This is a genomic window from Streptomyces sp. RKAG290, from assembly GCF_023701695.1.
Lineage (GTDB): Bacteria > Actinomycetota > Actinomycetes > Streptomycetales > Streptomycetaceae > Streptomyces.
On the sequence record NZ_JAJOZC010000001.1, the window covers coordinates 4,498,243 to 4,518,527 of the forward strand.

Sequence of the window (20,285 nt, forward strand, 5' to 3'; positions counted from 1 at the left end):
ATGCCCGTCACCGGGGACGTCAAGGCCGTGGACGCCTCGCAGCCCGGTGACTCCCAGGTGCAGGTCTACGCGGTCGCACCGCGTGACGGCGCCACACCCAACGAGGTGGTCGACGGTTTCCTTGAGTCGATGACCAGCGATGACTCCGATTTCCGGACGACGCGCAAATACCTCACGCGGGAGGCGTCGAGCAGCTGGAAGCCGAGTGCGGTCACCTCCGTGCTTGCCAAGGCGCCGAACCGGAGCGAGCGGCCGGTCCACGAGGGCGACCGCAGCACCACCGAGGTCAGCTACACCCTGACCGGCGAAAAGGTGGCCACGGTCGACGAGCAGAACGCCTACCAGCCGCTGGCTCCGACGGACTATTCGCGCACTCTCCACCTGGTGCGGCAGAACGGCCCGGACGGCAAGCAGTGGCGTATCGACATCGTGCCGGACGGCCTGGTGCTCGGGCAGTCGGACTTCAAGCGCCTCTACCGTTCGGTCAACAAGTTCTACTTCGCCACCGGGCGGTCGGAGGCCAAGTCCACACTGGTCGCCGACCCCGTCTACATCCGTAACCGGACGGACCCCGTCACCGGGATGGACACCGTGACGCAGGCGGTCCGCAGCCTCCTGAGGGGGCCGACCGACTGGCTGCGGCCGGTGGTCAAATCACGCTTTCCCGCGGGTACGGCCCTGAGGAAGGACGTCACCTCGCTGACGCCCGACGACCGCAACGTACTGAAGGTCCCGCTCAACAAGAAGGCGGACGGGGCCGGGCAGCGCTCCTGCCGGATGATGGCCTCGCAGGTGCTCTTCACCCTCCGCGAGCTGACGTCCGCGCGGGTCGAGCAGGTGGAGCTGCAGCGTTCGGACGGTTCGCCGCTGTGCGTCCTCGGGGCGGATCAGGCCGAGGAGTACGCCCCCGACGGTTCGTCGGGCGGGCCGGACAGCCAGTACTTCGTCGATGCCAAGGGGCATGTGCAGCGCATCCCGGGGAGCACCAAGGGCAGTGGCGATCCGGAGCCGGTGGCCGGGCCGTTCGGCACCGGCCCGGTGCGGGTGAGTGCGGTCGGCGTGGCCCGGGACGAGCAGCTGGCCGCGGCGCTCTCGCAGCATGACGACGCGCTCTACGTGGCTCCCGTCACCGAGGACGGCGAGCTGCCGCCCCCCGCGGTGACGAGCAAGGCCGGCAGTGCGAAGGACCGCCTCACGGCGCCCAGCTGGGACGGCAGGGGCGACCTCTGGGTCGCCGACCGGGACCCGGACAACTCCAGGCTGCTGCGGCTGGCCGGTGGTGCGGGCAAGCCGCAGGAGGTCACCGTGCCGAGTCTGGGCGACAGCCGGATCAAGGCGCTGCGGCTGTCCTCGGACGGGGTGCGCATCGCACTGCTGCTGACGCAGGACGGCCACACGACGCTGAAGATCGGCCGGATCGAGCGGCACGGGCCGCAGGACGAGCAGCAGGTTTCCGTGGTCGACCTCCGCCAGGCCGCGCCCCAGCTCGCGGACGTGACCGCGATCTCCTGGTCGGGCGGGAGCCGGCTCGTGGTGGTCGGCAAGGAGGAAGGCGGGGTGCAGCAGGTGCGTTATGTGCAGGCGGACGGCTCGACACCCTCCTCAGGTGTGCTGCCCGGGGTGAACCAGGTGTTGGCGATCGCCGCTGCGGACGACGAACAGCTGCCGCTGATGGCGGACACGCTCGGCGACGGAATAGTGAAGCTGTTGCCCGGAGACAACTGGCAGACGGTCCTCAAGCAGGGCTCGGCGCTGGTCTACCCGGGCTGACGCCCGCGGCCATCCCTGCCGGCGTTTTCCACAGGGGTGGTCCACAGGCTCCGGCAGGGGCACAGTGGAACCATGCGCGGGTGGTGGCGGGAGATCGCCGGACTGGTCCTGCCGGTGGCCTGCGGAGGCTGCGGCAGACCGCGGACCGAGCTGTGCGAGGAGTGCGGCGCTCAGCTGCACGGCGGGGCGCCGCGCCCGGTGAGACCTGAGCCGGAGCCTGCCGGTCTGCCCCCGGTGCACGCCGCCGCCGCTTACGAGAACGCCGTACGGGCGGTGCTGCTGGCCCACAAGGAGCGGGGAGTACTCGGCCTCGCCGGAGTACTCGGCAAGGCGCTGGCGGGCGCGGTGAGGGCCGGGCGGGGCCACCGGATCCCGGGCCGCTGCTGCTCGTGCCCGTACCGTCGGCACGCCGGGCCGTCGCGGCACGCGGACATGATCCGGCGCGCCGGATCGCGCTGGCGGCAGCGGCGGAACTGCGTCGCGCGGGTACCCCGGCGCGGGTGGCCGCCGTGCTGCGGCAACGGCGCCCGGTGGCCGACCAGTCGGGGCTCGGCGCCCGGGATCGCCAGGCGAATCTGGCGGGGGCGCTGGAGCTGGTGGCCGGTGGCCGGCGACTCCTCGGCGCCGGACCGGTGGTGCTGGTGGACGACCTGCTCACGACGGGGGCCTCACTGGCCGAGGCGGCACGGGCGATCGACGAGTCCGGCAGGCCGGAAGGTACTGCTTCCAGGGTGCGCCGGGCGGCCGTTGTCGCAGCTTCTCCGTCCGCCTTCGAAATAAACCGGAACTGGCAGTGAACTTGCATCGTTGCAGGTAGCGAGTGGGTAAAAGGACCTGAACGGAGGTACGTGCGAGTAGCGGGTGCCGACAGGTGGTCGAGCAGGCTATGTTCGGTTGTGAGGAATGGTGAATGCCAGACCTCGATGAATGCACCACCAGGTTTCGGGCAGGTAACCCACCGGAAGTTGAGTATCCGGAAATTCGGTGGGGTGGAACCTCGCCGACGGGGGAGGAGGAGGTGGAAGTCACCGAGTCCGCGGCTCCGGCGACCACCGGAGCCTGGTGCAAGAGGGAGACGCTCCGCCACAGAGCGGAGCGATCCGGGAACGGAGTTCTGCGTGGACATCGTCGTCAAGGGCCGCAAGACCGAGGTGCCCGAGCGGTTCCGCAAGCACGTGGCCGAGAAGCTGAAGCTGGACAAGATCCAGAAGTTCGACGGCAAGGTGATCAGCCTCGACGTGGAGGTGTCCAAGGAGCCGAACCCCCGTCAGGCAGACCGTTCCGACCGGGTGGAGATCACGCTCCGCTCGCGCGGGCCGGTCATCAGGGCGGAAGCGGCCGCAGGCGACCCGTACGCAGCGTTGGACCTGGCCACAGGCAAGCTGGAGGCGCGGCTGCGCAAGCAGCACGACAAGCGCTACAGCCGCCGCGGCACGGGCCGCATCCCCGCTGCGGAAGTCGCCGAAGTGGTGCCGGAGGCGGCGTCGTTCAACGGTGAAGGCGAGCTGATCCCGGAAGAGACGGCCAAGCCCGTACCCACCACCAGGATCGGCTCGCTCGAGGTACAGGGCGAAGGACCGCTGGTGATGCGCGAGAAGACGCACGTCGCGGCACCCATGTCGCTCGATCAGGCGCTCTACGAGATGGAGCTGGTCGGACACGACTTCTATCTGTTCGTCGACTCCGACACGAAGGAACCCAGTGTCGTCTACCGGCGGCACGCCTACGACTACGGTGTCATCCACCTGAGGACCGACCCGCTGGCCGCCGACGAGGCGGGCGGCGCGGGTGGTGCGCTCGGCGGCTGACGCCCACACTCCGTGGTGCCCCTGGAGCGCCCTGTGCGCCCCCAGGGGCACCCGCGTGCGACCACTGGATCACCGCTCTGACGTCCAGGCATGAAATCATGGCGGCCCAAGCCAATCGGTGCTGGGTGAACTGCCGTTGGCAGACAGTTTGTGAACTTCAGGCCGTGGCCTTCAGGGGGAGGAACGATGGCGGACACCTTCGGGCCCGTGCGCGATGCTAGTGGTGCCGACGATGCGGCCGGTGCCCATACCGGGGCCGACGAGGACAGCGGCTCCCGCAAGGAGCCGATCCGGGTCCTCGTGGTCGATGACCACGCCCTCTTCCGCAGGGGACTGGAGATCGTCCTCGCACAGGAGGAGGACATCCAGGTCGTCGGCGAGGCGGGGGACGGGGCGGAGGCGGTCGACAAGGCGGCCGATCTGCTGCCCGACATCGTGCTGATGGACGTACGGATGCCCAAGCGCGGCGGCATCGAGGCCTGCACCTCGATCAAGGAGGTGGCCCCCAGCGCGAAGATCATCATGCTGACGATCAGCGATGAGGAGGCCGACCTCTACGAGGCCATCAAGGCCGGCGCCACCGGGTATCTCCTCAAGGAGATCTCCACGGACGAGGTCGCCACCGCTATCCGTGCGGTCGCCGACGGACAGTCCCAGATCAGTCCGTCCATGGCGTCGAAGCTGCTCACCGAGTTCAAGTCCATGATCCAGCGGACCGACGAGCGGCGGCTGGTGCCCGCTCCCCGGCTCACCGAGCGTGAGCTCGAAGTCCTCAAACTGGTTGCTACGGGCATGAATAATCGCGATATCGCGAAGGAACTCTTCATTTCCGAGAACACCGTGAAGAACCACGTCCGCAACATCCTGGAGAAGCTGCAGTTGCACTCCCGGATGGAGGCCGTGGTCTATGCCATGCGGGAAAAGATCCTCGAGATCAGGTGACGGGCCGGGTAAAGGCCCGGGAATGCGTGATCATGCCAGGACGCGGGCGATTTCCCGGGTGAGCGGATCACGCAGCTCCGGTGCGTCGACCCGCTCCAGCCTGACCTCCGTGCAGCCGACCCAGGACGCGGCCTCGACCAGGGCCTCGGCCATCGGCGGCACGGCCTTCGCGCCTGCCAGGGACACCTGCCGGGCGACCAGCGTGGAGCCCTCGCGCGCCGGGTCGACCCGGCCCTGCAGCTTTCCGCCCGCCAGCAGGGGCATCGCGAAGTAGCCGTGGATGCGCTTCTGCTTGGGGACATAGGCCTCCAGCCGGTGGGTGAAGCCGAAGATCCGCTCGGTGCGCGCCCGCTCCCAGACCAGCGAGTCGAACGGCGAGAGCAGCGTCGTACGGTGTCGGCCGCGCGGCTCCGCGGCCAGTGCCGCCGGATCCGCCCAGGCCGGCTTCGCCCAGCCCTGCACCGTCACCGGCACCAGGCCAGAATCCGCGACCACGGCGTCGAACTGCTCGGCCTTGATCCGGTGGTAGTCGGCGATGTCCGTGCGGGTGCCGACGCCCAGCGACTGCCCGGCGAGCGCCACCAGCCGGCGCAGGCACTCCGCGTCGTCCAGGTCGTCGTGGAGCACCGCGGCGGGCAGGGCGCGTTCCGCGAGGTCGTAGACCCGCTTCCAGCCGCGCCGTTCGGTGCACACCACCTCGCCGTACATCAGGGCCCGCTCGACGGCGACCTTCGATGCCGACCAGTCCCACCACTCCCCGCCGTTCTTCGCGCCGCCCAGCTCCGTGGCCGTCAGCGGGCCCTCGGCGCGCAGCTGCTTGATGACGGTGTCGTACGCGCCGTCCGGCAGGTCGTGGTGCCATTGCGGGCGCGAGCGGTAGGCGCGGCGGCGGAAGGCGAAGTGCGGCCACTCCTCGACAGGCAGGATGCATGCCGCGTGCGACCAGTACTCGAAGGCGCGGCCACCCGACCAGTACGCCTCCTCGACCGTGCGCCGGCCGACCGCGCCGAGGCGCGCGTAGGGAATCAGCTCGTGCGACCGCGCGAGCACCGAGATCGTGTCGAGCTGCACGGCGCCGAGATGCCGCAGCACCCCCGGCACCCCTGCCCGGCGGTCCGGGGCACCGAGGAAGCCCTGGGCGCGCAGGGCGATCCTGCGTGCCTGGTCGGCGGAGAGTTCGGCTGCGGGAGGCTGCACAGACGTCATGCCACGAACCCTAGAGGGCGGCACTGACATTCCGGCCGGGACCGGCGGGCCCTCACGGGCGGGTGGCCGCGCTCGCCGGAACGTAGGCGCTGGTGCCCGGCAGGCCGAGGTCGGACGGGAGCAGCGCGCCGGTCCACGTGTCCCGGCGGACCCCCTTGTTCAGCAGCCCCGAGCGCTGGTCGCCCTCCATGCGGAAGCCCGCGCGCAGCGCGACGGCCCGGGAGGGGACGTTCCCCGTCTCGGCCCGCCACTCCAGCCGGTCCCCGCTGAGCGCGGTGAAGGTCCAGCGGGCGGCGCAGCGGACCGCCTCCGTCATGTAACCGCGACCGCGGTGGCCGCGGGCGGTCCAGAACCCCACCTCGTACGTGCCCGGCAGGCTCCGGCGGTTGATGCCGAGCGCACCGGTCAGCGCCCCGCCCTCGCTCAGCACCACGGCGAAGTTGTACATGGAGTCGTCCTGCCAGCCGCGGGGCGAGAGCTGCCGGGTGAAGAGGTCCGCGTCGGCGCGGCTGTACGGCGAGGGGACGATTGTCCAGCGCTGGATGTCCGGATCCTGGCAGGCGGCGTAGACCTGGTCCGCGTCGCCCGGGGTGAAGGGGCGCAGCAGCAGACGGTCGGTGGTCAGAGTGATCGGCTCCATGTACGGATTCTGGTGACGAGCCGGACGTGTGGCGAGCACTTTTCGGACTTCGCGGCACCTTCGGTGCCCTTCGGCCGTTGATCGGGGAGGGCACTGCGAGCTCAACGCAGTGGCAGCCCTCCCGGCGCGGCTGGGTCCTCGCTTACGATGGCCGTTGCGGTGGGGCCCACCTGCCGTGCCCGCGCCAGAGTCCATAACAAGACCCAGTGCCAGGCCCGACCGGCAAGGAGACCAGCCTCAGTGTCCGTCTTCAACAAGCTCATGCGTGCAGGCGAAGGCAAGATCCTGCGCAAACTGCACCGCATCGCGGACCAGGTCAGCTCCATCGAAGAGGACTTCGTCAACCTCTCCGACGCCGAGCTGCGGGCGCTCACCGACGAGTACAAGGAACGGTACGCGGACGGCGAGAGCCTGGACGACCTGCTTCCCGAAGCATTCGCGACCGTCCGTGAGGCCGCGAAGCGAGTCCTCGGACAGCGCCATTACGACGTCCAGATGATGGGCGGCGCAGCCCTGCACCTCGGCTATGTGGCCGAGATGAAGACCGGCGAGGGCAAGACCCTCGTCGGCACCCTGCCCGCGTATCTCAACGCGCTTTCGGGCAAGGGCGTGCACCTGATCACGGTCAATGACTACCTGGCCGAGCGTGACTCGGAGATGATGGGCCGGGTCCACAAGTTCCTCGGCCTCGACGTCGGCTGCATCATCGCCAACATGACGCCGGCCCAGCGCCGCGAGCAGTACGCCTGCGACATCACGTACGGCACGAACAACGAGTTCGGCTTCGACTACCTCCGCGACAACATGGCGTGGTCGCAGGACGAGCTCGTCCAGCGCGGTCACAACTTCGCGATCGTCGACGAGGTCGACTCGATCCTGGTCGACGAGGCCCGTACGCCGCTGATCATCTCCGGCCCCGCCGACCAGGCCACCAAGTGGTACGGCGACTTCGCCAAGCTGGTCACCCGGCTGGCCAGGGGCGAGGCGGGCAACCCCCTCAAGGGCATCGAGGAGACCGGCGACTACGAGGTCGACGAGAAGAAGCGCACCGTCGCGATCCACGAGCCCGGTGTCGCGAAGGTGGAGGACTGGCTCGGCATCGAGAACCTCTACGAGTCGGTGAACACCCCCCTCGTCGGGTACCTCAACAACGCCATCAAGGCCAAGGAGCTCTTCAAGAAGGACAAGGACTACGTCGTCATCGACGGCGAAGTCATGATCGTCGACGAGCACACCGGCCGTATCCTCGCCGGCCGCCGCTACAACGAGGGCATGCACCAGGCGATCGAGGCGAAGGAAGGGTGGACATCAAGGACGAGAACCAGACCCTTGCCACGATCACCCTGCAGAACTTCTTCCGCCTCTACGGCAAGCTCTCCGGCATGACCGGTACGGCGATGACCGAGGCCGCCGAGTTCCACCAGATCTACAAGCTCGGCGTGGTGCCGATCCCGACCAACCGGCCGATGGTCCGGGCCGACCAGTCGGACCTGATCTACCGCACCGAGGTCGCGAAGTTCGCCGCCGTCGTCGACGACATCGCGGAGAAGCACGAGAAGGGCCAGCCGATCCTGGTCGGCACCACCTCGGTCGAGAAGTCCGAGTACCTCTCGCAGCAGCTCTCCAAGCGCGGTGTGCAGCACGAGGTCCTCAACGCCAAGCAGCACGACCGGGAAGCGCCGATCATCGCGCAGGCCGGCCGCAAGGGCGCCGTCACGGTCGCGACGAACATGGCGGGCCGCGGTACGGACATCAAGCTGGGCGGCAACCCCGACGACCTGGCCGAGGCCGATCTGCGCCAGCGCGGACTCGACCCGGTCGAGCACGTCGAGGAGTGGGCGGCCGCGCTGCCCGCGGCGCTGGAGAAGGCCGAGCAGGCCGTCAAGGCCGAGCACGACGAGGTCAAGGAGCTCGGCGGGCTCTACGTCCTGGGCACCGAGCGGCACGAGTCGCGCCGCATCGACAACCAGCTGCGTGGTCGTTCCGGCCGTCAGGGTGACCCGGGCGAGTCCCGCTTCTACCTGTCGCTCGGCGACGACCTGATGCGTCTGTTCAAGGCGCAGATGGTCGAGCGCGTCATGTCGATGGCGAACGTGCCGGACGATGTGCCGATCGAGAACAAGATGGTGACGCGGGCGATCGCGTCGGCCCAGTCGCAGGTCGAGCAGCAGAACTTCGAGACGCGTAAGAACGTCCTGAAGTACGACGAGGTGCTCAACCGGCAGCGCGAGGTCATCTACGGAGAGCGCCGCCGGGTCCTTGAGGGTGAGGACCTGCAGGACCAGATCCGCCACTTCATGGACGACACGATCGACGACTACATCCGCCAGGAGACGGCGGACGGGTTCGCCGAGGAGTGGGACCTGGACCGGCTGTGGGGCGCGTTCAAGCAGCTCTACCCGGTGAAGGTCACGGTCGCCGAGCTGGAGGACGCCGCGGGGGATCTCGCCGGGGTCACCGCCGAGTTCATCGCGGAGTCGGTCAAGGACGACATCCACGAGCAGTACGACGAGCGCGAGAAGACGCTCGGGTCCGACATCATGCGTGAGCTCGAGCGTCGTGTGGTGCTGTCCGTCCTGGACCGCAAGTGGCGTGAGCACCTCTACGAGATGGACTACCTCCAGGAGGGCATCGGCCTCCGGGCCATGGCGCAGAAGGACCCGCTGGTCGAGTACCAGCGCGAGGGCTTCGACATGTTCAACGCCATGATGGAGGGCATCAAGGAGGAGTCGGTCGGCTACCTGTTCAACCTGGAGGTCCAGGTCGAGCAGCAGGTCGAGGAGGTTCCGGTGCAGGACGCGGCGACCTCCCTCTCCAAGGAGGACGCCGTACCGGCGGCGCGTCCGGAGATCCGTGCCAAGGGGCTCGACGCTCCGCAGCGCCCGGACCGGCTGCACTTCTCCGCTCCCACGGTGGACGGGGAGGGCGGGGTCGTCGAGGGCGACTTCTCCAACGCTGCGGGTGATGCCGGGGCTGAGTCGGACGGGCTCACCCGGGCGGAGCGGCGCAAGGCGCAGAAGAGTGGTGGGGGTGGGCGGCGCCGCAAGAAGTAGCGTGCGCTGACACCTTTATTGCGGCCGGGGGCCGGGCACCGTGTGGTGTTCGGCCCCGGCCGTTGTGCGTGGGGGTTGGGGTTGGGGTGTGGGTGGACGCCGTGGTGGGTGGCTGCGGTGGGTGGTCGCTGCGCGGGGTCTTGTCCCCTCCCCGCCCCTTCCCGTAACCGGGGCGCCGCCCCGGACCCCGCGCCTCAATCGCCGGTGGGGCTGGGTGGGGCTGGGCGAGCCGGTAGGAGTGGTGGGGGAGGGATTTGGCCGGGGCGGAGGTGAGGGGGCCGTACCGGCCGTGTGAGGCGGGCTGGGTGGGTGGTGCCGGTTGGGTGTGAGGGTGGCCGATGGCTGGTGGCGGTCGGGTGTGGGCGTGGCCGATGGTGGTGCGGGATAGGTGGTGATGGTGGTCGAGGGTGGTGCGGCCGGGTGTGACGGTGGTTGAGGGTGCGCCGGTTGGGTTGATGGTTGCCGGTCCGGCTACTGCCGCCCGCTCCGTGCAGCCCGTCCAGGCCGCTCGCACCCGGCCGGGTGAGTGGCCGGCCGGGCCGGGCCGGGCTGTGTGGCGCGGCCGTGGCTTGCTGGGTCAGGGGTGGCGGGCGGGGGTGTTGCCCAGTTCCACTGCCGCGCAGCGCCAGCGGAGATCCGGGCCCTGTTCCAGGCGGAAGGCCATGGCGCGGACCTGTTCGCCCGCCGCGACGCTCGCGCAGGCCTCCACCACGCCGGGCGCCGGCTGCGCGCCGCGGCACATGCGGATGACCGGGCGGGCGCCCCGGCTCCTGAGCGGTGTGGCGGGGGCCAGTTCGGCGAGCTGGTCGTAGGCCTCGCCGATCGTGTGGCCGAGCATCCAGTGGACGGGGCGCTGGCCGCTGAGGACCGCCAGGAGGCGTTCCGCGAACCACTGGTGGGGCCGGACGCGCTGGGGTGTCCGGCGGCGTTGCGTGGGTACGGTCTCGGGCCTGCGTGCGTCGTTCCGTCCGGCGGGCCGGGTCCTGTTCGTGGTCATCGCTCATTGCCCCCGTGCTTCAGAGGCCCGGTCAACTACCGGGCGGTAACTTCTGCTGTGGATCTTCTACGGGGGTGCCGGACGCGGCCGCAAGCGTCGGTGCGGCCGGGGGAGGGGAGCCCGGAATTCACCTATCCGAGTGGCGGACCCGGTTCGGCGCGGGGGCCGGGGGCGGGCCGGGCAGGGTGAGTGGCGGTTGCCGGGTGGACGGGGCGGAGCCCGTACAGGTAACCCCAAAGGGGGACGTCGCACGTATCCTGAGGGCGTCTTCCGACTACGAAAGCGGCCTAGCCATGCGCGTGTACGTCCCCCTGACCCTCTCCGGTCTCGCAGCGGCGCACAGGGCGGGCGAGCTCGGTCCCGGTCCGCTCACCGCCTATGCGGTGACCCCCGGACTTCGTGAGTGGTACGTCTCCGACGACATCGAGGAGCTGGAGTACGCGGCGCTCAACCGGGCCGCGTCCGCGTCGCTGCGGATGATCGCCGGGGACCCCGGTGCCACCCGCCGTCGCGTCGTCGTGGCGGTCGACGTGCCGGACGGGGACGCGGTCGCCGACCCGGACCACATCCTGGACGCCTCCTCGCTCGGCGAGGTCACGATCGCCTCCGCGGTGGCAATCGCCAAGGCGGCCGCGGTGCACGTCGACTCGGACGAGGCGGACAAGGACGTCACGGCGGCCGCGGCCGCGCTGGGGGCGGCGGACCTCGGGGACGACGACGCGCAGTTCACCGTGGACGGCGCCGAGGACCACGAGCTGCTGTGGTTCGGGATCCAGGAGATTCCCAACCTGATCGCCTGAGCGCGGCGGGGCCGGGCGGCGGCCGCCGTACCGGTTGTCATAGGCGCCGGGTATTTTTTTGGCATGGGGAAGCACGGGAAGTACCGCACACATCTGGTCTGGGACTGGAACGGCACGCTGCTCGACGACAACACCGCGGTCGTCGGCGCGACGAACGCCGCGTTCATGGAGGTCGGCGTCGCGCCGATCAGCCTTGAGCAGTACCGCGAGATGTACTGCATCCCGATACCCCGCTTCTACGAACGGCTGATGGGCCGGTTGCCCACGGAGGCCGAGTGGGACCGGATGGACGTCGTCTTCCACCGCCACTACACCGAGCAGCGGGACGCCTGCGGGCTGACCGAGGGGGCCGCGGAGCTGCTGGCGCAGTGGCAGCAGACGGGCCGCAGCCAGTCGCTGCTGAGCATGTACGGGCACGAGGAACTGGTCCCCGTGGTGCGGGGTACGGCATCGAGCGGCACTTCGTGCGGGTCGACGGCCGCACCGGCCGGTCCGGCGGCAGCAAGGCGCAGCACATGGAACGGCACTTCGCGGCGCTGGACGGGATATCCCCGGCCCACACGGTGATCATCGGTGACGCGGTGGACGACGCGGTGGCCGCGGCCCATGTCGGCGCGCGAGCCGTGCTCTACACGGGCGGCTCGCACAGCCGGGCCAGTCTTGAGGTCGCCGGGGTGCCCGTCGTGGACACCCTCGCCGAGGCGGCGGCGCTCGCCGAGCAGTTGGGCGGGTAGCAGCGGGTAGCAGGTAGCGGCGGGCGCGTGCCGACTTGCGCGTAGCCGGACGGGCGGCAACATCAGCCGGGCCGTTCGCCGTTCCTCAGGTGACCGGACCCATGGAGCGGAGCAGTATCGGGACGCCCGGCCGTCGGCCCGTGGCCTCGTGACGCTCCCCGTTCGGACCGGCGGGTGTCTGTCCAGAGTGTCAAAGTTCGGGGCCCTCTTTTGTACAGATACGGCTCGTGACGGGCACGGGGGCGGGCGAGATAGCCTGGACCCCGTGATCAGCGCGATACGCCTCGGGGGCAGCGAAGCCCCCGGCATTCGCCCGGAGTGCCACAGCGCCCGGGCCCTGACTGATCCCCTCCGCCCGGACCGACTGCCAAAAATGGCCAATATGGTCCCGGGCCTCTCTCATAGCGGCATAGCGTCGACTCCGACCGGAAACCCCGCGTCGTGGCGGTACGTCGCCTTTTTCACCTACGTCACGCAACGGCGCGCGACAGGAGCCAGAGGACATGCAGACCAAGCTGGACGAAGCCAAGGCCGAGCTGCTCGTACGGGCCGCCAAGGTAGCTGACAACAGCCCGGGCGGTGGTGTCGGTGGCCCGGGCGGTACCCCCCGGGTGCACGTCGCGGCCACCGGGGCCGACAGCGGCACCGTGGCCGGGCAGGAGCGTTCGGGCCAGGACGTACTGCTCGCCTATCTCCAGCGCTACTACCTCCACACCGCTCCGGAGGACATCGGCGGCCGGGACCCGGTCGACGTCTTCGGTGCCGCCTCCTCCCACTACCGGCTCGCGGAGGACCGCCCGCAGGGCACCGCCAACGTCCGGGTGCACACCCCGACCGTCGAGGAGAACGGCTGGACCTGCAGTCACTCCGTCGTCGAGGTCGTCACCGACGACATGCCGTTCCTGGTCGACTCCGTCACCAACGAGCTGTCGCGGCAGGGGCGCGGCATCCACGTCGTGATCCACCCGCAGGTCATCGTCCGACGCGATGTGACCGGCAAGCTGATCGAGGTCCTCACCGAGGGCGCCGGCATCTCGGCCGGCCCGGAGAGCGGCCGGAAGAACGCCAAGGGGGCCAAGGACGCCAAGGCGGAGCTGCCGCACGACGCGCTCGTCGAGTCCTGGATCCACGTCGAGATCGACCGCGAGACCGACCGCGAGGACCTCAAGCAGATCCAGGCCGACCTGCTGCGGGTGCTGTCCGACGTACGGGAGACCGTCGAGGACTGGGACAAGATGCGGGACGCCGCGCTGCGCATCGCCGACGACCTGCCCGGCGAGCCGCTCGACGAACTCGCCGACGACGAGGTGAACGAGGCCAGGGAGCTGCTGCGCTGGCTCGCCGCCGACCACTTCACCTTCCTCGGCTACCGCGAGTACGAGCTCAAGGACTCCGACGCGCTGGCCGCCGTGCCCGGCACCGGACTCGGCATCCTGCGCTCCGACCCGCAGCACAGCGAGGACGAGGCACACCCGGTCAGCCCCTCCTTCGACCGGCTGCCCGCCGACGCCCGCGCCAAGGCCCGTGAGCACAAGCTCCTCATCCTGACCAAGGCCAACAGCCGGGCGACCGTGCACCGCCCCAGCTACCTCGACTACGTCGGCGTGAAGAAGTTCGACGCCGAGGGCAACGTCATCGGTGAGCGCCGCTTCCTCGGGCTCTTCTCGTCCGCCGCCTACACCGAGTCCGTGCGCCGGGTGCCCGTCATCCGCCGCAAGGTCGCCGAGGTGCTGGAGGGCGCGGGCTTCACGTACAACAGCCACGACGGGCGCGACCTGCTCCAGATCCTGGAGACGTACCCGCGCGACGAGCTGTTCCAGACGCCGCCCGACCAGCTGCGCTCCATCGTGACCTCGGTGCTCTACCTCCAGGAGCGGCGCCGGCTCCGGCTCTACCTGCGCCAGGACGAGTACGGGCGCTACTACTCCGCGATCGTCTACCTGCCGCGCGACCGCTACACCACCGGTGTACGGCTCCGGCTGATCGACATCCTCAAGGAGGAGCTGAACGGCACCAGCGTCGACTTCACCGCCTGGAACACCGAGTCGATCCTCTCCCGGCTGCACTTCGTCGTCCGGGTCGCCCCCGGCAGTGAGCTGCCCAGCCTCACCGACGCCGAGGCCGACCGGATCGAGGCCCGGCTCGTCGAGGCCGCCCGCTCCTGGGCCGACGGCTTCCAGGAGGCGCTGAACGCCGAATGCGGCGAGGAGCGTGCCGCCGAACTGCTGCGCCACTACGGGCACTCGTTCCCCGAGGGCTACAAGGCCGATCACTCGGCACGCGCCGCCGTCGCCGACCTGGTCCACCTCGAAGCCCTCAAGCAGAACGAGCGGGACTTCGCCCTCAGCCTGTACGAGCCGGTCGGCGCCGCCCCCGGCGAGCGCCGCTTCAAGATCTACCGGACCGGCGAGCAGGTCTCCCTCTCCGCCGTCCTCCCGGCGCTCCAGCGCCTCGGTGTCGAGGTCGTCGACGAGCGTCCGTACGAGCTGCGCTGCGCGGACCGTACGCACGCCTGGATCTACGACTTCGGTCTCCGGCTGCCGCAGACCACGGGCAACGGCAGCTACCTGGCCGACGACGCCCGCGAGCGGTTCCAGGAGGCCTTCGCGGCCGTGTGGACCGGCGAGGCCGAGAACGACGGCTTCAACTCGCTGGTGCTGAGCGCCGGACTGAACTGGCGTCAGGCGATGGTGCTGCGCGCCTACGCGAAGTACCTGCGCCAGGCCGGATCGACCTTCAGCCAGGACTACATGGAGAGCACCCTCCAGAACAACGTCCACACCACCCGGCTGCTGGTCTCGCTCTTCGAGGCCCGGATGTCGCCGGAGCGCCAGAGCGCGGGTACGGAGCTGACCGACGGGCTCCTCGAAGAGCTCGACGGGGCCCTGGACCAGGTCGCCTCGCTCGACGAGGACCGGATCCTGCGGTCCTTCCTCACCGTCATCAAGGCCACCCTGCGCACCAACTTCTTCCAGCGCGCGGACAGCGGCAAGCCGCACAGCTACGTGTCGATGAAGTTCGACCCGCAGTCCATCCCGGACCTCCCGGCGCCCCGGCCGGCGTTCGAGATCTGGGTCTACTCGCCGCGCGTGGAGGGCGTCCACCTGCGGTTCGGCAAGGTCGCCCGCGGTGGGCTGCGCTGGTCGGACCGGCGCGAGGACTTCCGTACCGAGATCCTCGGCCTGGTCAAGGCGCAGATGGTGAAGAACACCGTCATCGTGCCGGTCGGCGCCAAGGGCGGCTTCGTCGCCAAGCAGCTCCCCGACCCGGCCGTCGACCGTGACGCCTGGATGGCCGAGGGCATCGCCTCGTACCGCACCTTCATCTCGGCGCTGCTCGACATCACCGACAACATGGTGGCCGGCGAGGTCGTGCCGCCCAAGGACGTCGTCCGGCACGACGAGGAGGACACCTACCTCGTCGTCGCGGCCGACAAGGGCACCGCGAAGTTCTCCGACATCGCCAACGAGGTCGCCGTCGCGTACGGCTTCTGGCTCGGCGACGCCTTCGCCTCCGGCGGCTCGGCCGGCTACGACCACAAGGGCATGGGCATCACCGCCCGGGGCGCCTGGGTCTCCGTCGAGCGGCACTTCCGCGAGCTGGGCCACGACACCCAGACCGAGGACTTCACCGTCGTCGGCGTCGGTGACATGTCCGGCGACGTGTTCGGCAACGGGATGCTGCTCTCCGAGCACATCCGGCTCGTCGCGGCCTTCGACCACCGGCACATCTTCATCGACCCGAAGCCGGACGCCGAGACCTCGTACGCCGAGCGGCGCCGCCTCTTCGACCTGCCGCGCAGCTCCTGGGCCGACTACAAGAAGGAACTGATCTCCGCGGGCGGCGGCATCCACCCCCGCAGCGCCAAGTCCATCCCGATCAACGCGCACATCCGCGAGGCGCTCGGCATCGAGTCCGGCGTCACCAAGATGACGCCGGCCGACCTGATGCAGACCATCCTCGGGGCGCGCGTCGACCTGTTGTGGAACGGCGGCATCGGTACGTACATCAAGTCCTCCACCGAGTCGAACACGGACGTCGGCGACAAGGCCAACGACGCGATCCGCGTCAACGGCGAGGACCTGCGGGCCAAGGTCGTCGGCGAGGGCGGCAACCTCGGCGCCACCCAGCTCGGCCGGATCGAGTTCGCCCGCAACGGCGGCCGGATCAACACCGACGCGATCGACAACAGCGCCGGCGTGGACACCTCCGACCACGAGGTGAACATCAAGATCCTGCTCAACGGCCTGGTCCGGGACGGCGACATGACCGTCAAGCAGCGCAACAAGCTGCTGGCCGAGATGACCGACGAGATCGGCCATCTGGTGCTGCGCAACAACTACGCGCAGAACACGGCACTGGCCAACGCGGTCGCGCAGGCGCCCTCGCTGCTCCACGCCCACCAGCGCTTCATGCGGCGGCTGGGCCGGGACGGTCACCTCGACCGCGCCCTGGAGTTCCTGCCCACCGACCGGCAGATCCGCGAACTGCTCAGCGGGGGCAAGGGCCTCAGCCAGCCCGAGCTGGCCGTGCTGCTCGCCTACACCAAGATCACGGCGGCGCAGGAGCTGATCGGGACCAGCCTGCCGGACGACGAGCACCTTCAGAAGCTGCTGCACGCCTACTTCCCGCGGCAGCTGCGCGAGCAGTACGCCGACGCGGTCGACGGGCACGCGCTGCGGCGCGAGATCATCACCACGGTGCTGGTCAACGACACGGTGAACAGTGGCGGCTCGACGTTCCTGCACCGGCTGCGGGAGGAGACCGGGGCCTCGATCGAGGAGATCGTGCGGGCGCAGTTCGCGGCCCGCGAGATCTTCGGGCTCGGCCGGGTGTGGGACGCCGTCGAGGCGCTCGACAACCGGGTCGCGGCCGATGTGCAGACCCGGATCAGGCTGCACTCGCGCAGGCTCGTCGAGCGCGGTTCGCGCTGGCTGCTCGGCAACCGGCCGCAGCCGCTGGAGATCGCCGGGACGATCGACTTCTTCCGGACGGGTGTCGAGCAGGTCTGGGCCGAGCTGCCCAAGATGCTGATGGGCGCCGACCAGGAGTGGTACCAGTCGATCCTGGACGAGCTCACGGAGGCGGGGGTGCCGGACGAGCTGGCGCAGCGCGTCGCCGGATTCTCGTCCGCCTTCCCGGCGCTCGACATCGTGGCGATCGCGGACCGTACCGGCAAGGACCCGCTGGCCGTCGCCGAGGTGTACTACGACCTCGCGGACCGGCTGGGCATCACCCAGCTGATGGACCGGATCATCGAGCTGCCGCGCGAGGACCGCTGGCAGTCGATGGCCCGTGCCTCGATCCGCGAGGACCTGTACGCCGCGCATGCGGCGCTCACGGGTGACGTGCTGGACGCGGGCGACGGGGCGGCCACGCCGCAGGAGCGGTTCGAGGCGTGGGAGGAGAAGAACGCGGCGATCCTCACGCGGTCGCGGTCCACGCTGGAGGAGATCCAGGGGTCGGACGCGTTCGATCTGGCGAATCTGTCCGTGGCCATGCGGACGATGCGGACGTTGTTGCGTACGCACGCGTAGGGGTGGGGCTGGGGCGAGGCGGTGCCGGGTGCGTTCCGGTGCCGCCTCGTCTTGTCCTCAATCGCCGGACGGGCTTGATGTGCCGGACGGGCTTGATAGGCCGGGCAGGCTTGAAGGCCGGGCCGGCCCGGGGCTCGGGAAGAGGGGTGGGCGTTACTTTTTGTTGGTGAACTTTTCGTAGGCCGCTACTACTTCCTTCGCCGGGCCGTCCATGCGCAGCGTTCCCGCCTCCAGCCAGATCGCCCGGTCGCACGTCTCGGTGATCGACTTGTTGTGGTGGCTGACCAGGAAGACCGTGCCGGCCTGCTGGCGCAGCTCGATGATCCGGTCCTTGCTGCGGCGCTGGAACTTGGCGTCGCCGGTGGACAGCGCCTCGTCGATCAGCAGGACGTCGTGGTTCTTGGCGGCCGCGATCGAGAAGCGCAGCCGGGCGCCCATGCCGGAGGAGTACGTGCGCATCGGAAGGGTGATGAAGTCACCCTTCTCGTTGATCCCGGAGAAGTCGACGATGTCGGCGTAGCGCTCGCGGATCTCCTCGCGGGTCATGCCCATCGCGAGCCCGCCGAGGACGACGTTCCGTTCGCCGGTCAGATCGCTCATCAGCGCCGCGTTCACCCCGAGCAGCGAGGGCTGGCCCTGGGTGTGGACGCGGCCCTTCGTGGCGGGCAGCAGGCCGGCGATCGCCTTCAGCAGCGTCGACTTCCCCGAGCCGTTGGAGCCGATCAGGCCGATCGCCTCCCCCTTGTAGGCGGCGAAGCTGACCCCCCGCACGGCGTGCACCTCGCGCACACCGGGGGTCTGCCGGCGCGCGGCGATCCGGCTGAGGGCCGAGGTGGCGCTGCCCTTGCCGGTGCGGGCGCCGTTGACCTTGTACGTGATGTGGACGTCGTCGACGACGACCGTGGGTACCGCGAGCTCCGTGCTGTCAGCCACGTCCGTAACTCTCCTCGGCCTTCCAGAAGTAGATGAACCCGCCCACCCCGCACACCAGCGCCCAGCCGGCCGCGATGGCCCACACGTGCGGGGGCAGCTGGTCCCTTTCGAAGCTGTCGATGAGGGCGAACCGCATCAGGTTGATGAAGACGGCGGCCGGATTGACCTCCAGCGCCAGCTTCACCAGGTGCGGGACCCGGTCGCCCTGAAGCATCGTGCCGACGCTCCACATGACGCCCGACGCGTACATCCAGGTGCGCAGGATGAACGGCGTCAGCTGGGCGATGTCCGGGGTCCGTGCGGCCAGCCGGGCCATGACCATCGAGATGCCGGTGTTGAAGACGGTCTGCAGGGCCAGGGCCGGTACCGCCAGCAGCCAGGCGGGCTGCGGGTACTGGCCGAACACCAGCAGGATCAGCACCAGCGCGCCCAGCGAGAAGACCAGCTGCTGGAGCTGTTGCAGCGCCAGCGCGACCGGGAGCGAGGCGCGCGGGAAGTGCAGCGCCCGTACGAGCCCGATGTTGCCGCTGATCGCACGGGTGCCCGCGGTGATCGAGCTGCTGGTGAACGTCCAGATGAAGACGCCGGTGACCAGGAAGGGGACGTAGTCGGGGACGCCGTGCTTCGTCTTCATCAGGACGCCGAAGATGAAGTAGTAGACCGTCGCGTTGAGCAGCGGGGTCATGATCTGCCAGATCTGGCCGAGCTTCGCCTGGCTGTACTGGGCGGTGAGCTTGGCGGTGGCGAACGCGGTGATGAAGTGGCGCCGCCCCCACAGCTGCCGGACGTATGCCGGGAGGGACGGCCTCGCCCCGCTCACGGTGAGCCCGTGCCGGGTGGCGAGGGCGGCGAGTTCTCCTGGTGCGTACACGGGCGGGAGCACGGCCGGCGGGGTGTCCACCGGGGCCGCCGGGGCTGTTGTCTGGCTCACCACGATCGCTTTCGACGGAGGCGGGAAACAAGCAGGAGCGACGGGACGGGACCGTATCGTCGCAACGCCGAGGGTAGGGCGTACCGACGTCGCAACGCAACCGTTTCGTCGTCACGGACTATGATTCCGGTCATGACCACCGACCCGGGAAGCCGCCGCCGTGTCCCCGCCGGAGCCGCCGTGCTGCGGGAGGACGTGACCGATGCGATCCGCAGCGCGGTCTTCGAGGAACTGGCCGCGGTCGGCTTCGCCCGGATGTCCATCGAGGGCATCGCCCGGCGCGCGGGCGTCGGCAAGACCGCGGTCTACCGGCGCTGGAAGTCCAAGCTGCACCTGGTTCTGGACCTGGTCTCGGCCGTCGCGGTGCAGGGCATGCCGGCCCCGGCCACCGGATCGCTCCACGGGGATGTCCGCGCCGTCCTCGAACTTGCCGCCTACGCGCTGCGCCACCCGCTCGCCTCGCAGGTCATCCCGGACCTGCTCGTCGAGGCGGCCCGGAACCCGGAGATCGCCGACACCATCAAGGCCGCCCTCCTCGACCCGCAGCTGGGCATCGCCGCCGTGGTCGTACGGGACGCCGTGGCACGCGGGGAACTGCCGCAGGACAGCGACCCGGACCGCGCCCTCGACCTGATCGTCGGGCCGCTCTACTGGCGCCTCGCCGTGGTCCGCGGCGAGCTGCCGGCGGGATACCTGGACGACCTCGCGGCCTCGGCCGTGGCCGCCCTCACCCGCTGACCGGCCACGGGGAACCGGCCGGGCACGCGCTGCGTCCCTGGTCGTGGCAGGCCCGGTTGTCCCGAGCGAGCCTGCCCCCGGTTGCCCTGCGGTCCGGGGCGTGAAGGTGCTTTTAAGGGCCACCGGTCCATCGGCTAGTCTGATGGACGGGCCGCCCACCGGGCCTCCCGTGAGCATGCGCGTCAACGTGCTCCCG

At 69.9% G+C, this 20,285-nt stretch carries 11 protein-coding genes and 3 pseudogenes; 9 read left to right on the plus strand and 5 right to left on the minus strand.

The window, feature by feature from the left end; all coding sequences use genetic code 11:
- From LNW71_RS19825 to LNW71_RS19840, 4 genes and pseudogenes are all read left to right on the plus strand, one after another.
- Positions 1–1,770 carry an LpqB family beta-propeller domain-containing protein gene (locus LNW71_RS19825; protein WP_250972074.1) on the plus strand — a complete coding sequence of 590 codons (1,770 nt, stop codon included), beginning with the start codon at positions 1–3 and terminating at the stop codon, positions 1,768–1,770.
- 72 nt (positions 1,771–1,842) lie between these two features.
- Positions 1,843–2,567 (plus strand): annotated as a pseudogene (locus LNW71_RS19830) (ComF family protein).
- A 321-nt stretch (positions 2,568–2,888) separates the two neighbouring features.
- On the plus strand, positions 2,889–3,578 hold the full coding sequence (gene hpf / locus LNW71_RS19835) for a ribosome hibernation-promoting factor, HPF/YfiA family (RefSeq protein WP_250969455.1): 690 nt from the start codon (positions 2,889–2,891) through the stop codon (positions 3,576–3,578).
- A gap of 186 nt (positions 3,579–3,764) precedes the next feature.
- A complete protein-coding gene (locus tag LNW71_RS19840) occupies positions 3,765–4,520 on the plus strand; it encodes a response regulator transcription factor (RefSeq protein WP_250969456.1) in 756 nt (251 codons plus the stop codon).
- A 30-nt stretch (positions 4,521–4,550) separates the two neighbouring features.
- Here LNW71_RS19840 and LNW71_RS19845 read toward each other — a convergent pair whose 3' ends face one another.
- Positions 4,551–5,726, minus strand: a complete 1,176-nt coding sequence (locus tag LNW71_RS19845; protein WP_250969457.1) for a winged helix-turn-helix domain-containing protein — start codon at positions 5,724–5,726, stop codon at positions 4,551–4,553.
- A gap of 52 nt (positions 5,727–5,778) precedes the next feature.
- Positions 5,779–6,366 carry a GNAT family N-acetyltransferase gene (locus LNW71_RS19850; protein WP_250969458.1) on the minus strand — a complete coding sequence of 196 codons (588 nt, stop codon included), beginning with the start codon at positions 6,364–6,366 and terminating at the stop codon, positions 5,779–5,781.
- A gap of 240 nt (positions 6,367–6,606) precedes the next feature.
- On the opposite strand from LNW71_RS19850, the pseudogene secA reads away from it, so the two are divergent.
- A pseudogene (gene secA / locus LNW71_RS19855) lies at positions 6,607–9,419 on the plus strand (preprotein translocase subunit SecA).
- Between the two features lie 577 nt (positions 9,420–9,996).
- On the opposite strand, the gene LNW71_RS19860 reads toward secA, so the two are convergent.
- The gene (locus LNW71_RS19860) at positions 9,997–10,416 is read right to left on the minus strand and encodes an Rv3235 family protein (RefSeq protein WP_250969459.1); all 420 of its coding nucleotides are present in this window, start codon (positions 10,414–10,416) and stop codon (positions 9,997–9,999) included.
- A 293-nt stretch (positions 10,417–10,709) separates the two neighbouring features.
- Here LNW71_RS19860 and LNW71_RS19865 point away from each other — a divergent pair, with 293 nt between their 5' ends.
- The 3 genes and pseudogenes from LNW71_RS19865 (at position 10,710) to LNW71_RS19875 (ending at position 17,487) form a co-directional block, all read left to right on the plus strand.
- Complete coding sequence (locus LNW71_RS19865; RefSeq protein ID WP_250969460.1) at positions 10,710–11,216, plus strand: hypothetical protein; 507 nt, start codon at positions 10,710–10,712, stop codon at positions 11,214–11,216.
- A gap of 63 nt (positions 11,217–11,279) precedes the next feature.
- Positions 11,280–11,950: pseudogene (locus LNW71_RS19870) on the plus strand (HAD family hydrolase).
- A 503-nt stretch (positions 11,951–12,453) separates the two neighbouring features.
- A complete protein-coding gene (locus LNW71_RS19875; RefSeq protein ID WP_250969461.1) occupies positions 12,454–17,487 on the plus strand; it encodes an NAD-glutamate dehydrogenase in 5,034 nt (1,677 codons plus the stop codon).
- A 153-nt stretch (positions 17,488–17,640) separates the two neighbouring features.
- Here the strand turns inward: LNW71_RS19875 and LNW71_RS19880 are convergent, their stop codons facing one another.
- Both LNW71_RS19880 and LNW71_RS19885 read right to left on the minus strand, forming a co-directional pair.
- Positions 17,641–18,420 carry an ABC transporter ATP-binding protein gene (locus LNW71_RS19880; protein WP_250969462.1) on the minus strand — a complete coding sequence of 260 codons (780 nt, stop codon included), beginning with the start codon at positions 18,418–18,420 and terminating at the stop codon, positions 17,641–17,643.
- Positions 18,413–19,354: an ABC transporter permease gene (locus LNW71_RS19885; protein ID WP_250969463.1), complete on the minus strand. Its 942-nt coding sequence runs from the start codon at positions 19,352–19,354 to the stop codon at positions 18,413–18,415. Before LNW71_RS19885 ends, LNW71_RS19880 begins: the two co-directional genes overlap by 8 nt.
- 129 nt (positions 19,355–19,483) lie before the next feature.
- Here LNW71_RS19885 and LNW71_RS19890 point away from each other — a divergent pair, with 129 nt between their 5' ends.
- Entirely contained in the window at positions 19,484–20,089 is a 606-nt protein-coding gene (locus tag LNW71_RS19890; protein ID WP_374119431.1) for a TetR/AcrR family transcriptional regulator, read from the plus strand.
- Positions 20,090–20,285: the final 196 nt, after the last annotated feature.

Bases quoted from the DNA above. Each gene is read 5' to 3' on its own strand.
- LNW71_RS19825 (WP_250972074.1), top strand. From the start codon at position 1: ATGCCCGTCACCGGGGACGTCAAGGCCGTGGACGCCTCGCAGCCCGGT.
- LNW71_RS19840 (WP_250969456.1), top strand. From the start codon at position 3,765: ATGGCGGACACCTTCGGGCCCGTGCGCGATGCTAGTGGTGCCGACGAT.
- LNW71_RS19845 (WP_250969457.1), bottom strand. From the start codon at position 5,726: ATGACGTCTGTGCAGCCTCCCGCAGCCGAACTCTCCGCCGACCAGGCA.
- LNW71_RS19850 (WP_250969458.1), bottom strand. From the start codon at position 6,366: ATGGAGCCGATCACTCTGACCACCGACCGTCTGCTGCTGCGCCCCTTC.
- LNW71_RS19860 (WP_250969459.1), bottom strand. From the start codon at position 10,416: ATGACCACGAACAGGACCCGGCCCGCCGGACGGAACGACGCACGCAGG.
- LNW71_RS19865 (WP_250969460.1), top strand. From the start codon at position 10,710: ATGCGCGTGTACGTCCCCCTGACCCTCTCCGGTCTCGCAGCGGCGCAC.
- LNW71_RS19875 (WP_250969461.1), top strand. From the start codon at position 12,454: ATGCAGACCAAGCTGGACGAAGCCAAGGCCGAGCTGCTCGTACGGGCC.
- LNW71_RS19890 (WP_374119431.1), top strand. From the start codon at position 19,484: ATGACCACCGACCCGGGAAGCCGCCGCCGTGTCCCCGCCGGAGCCGCC.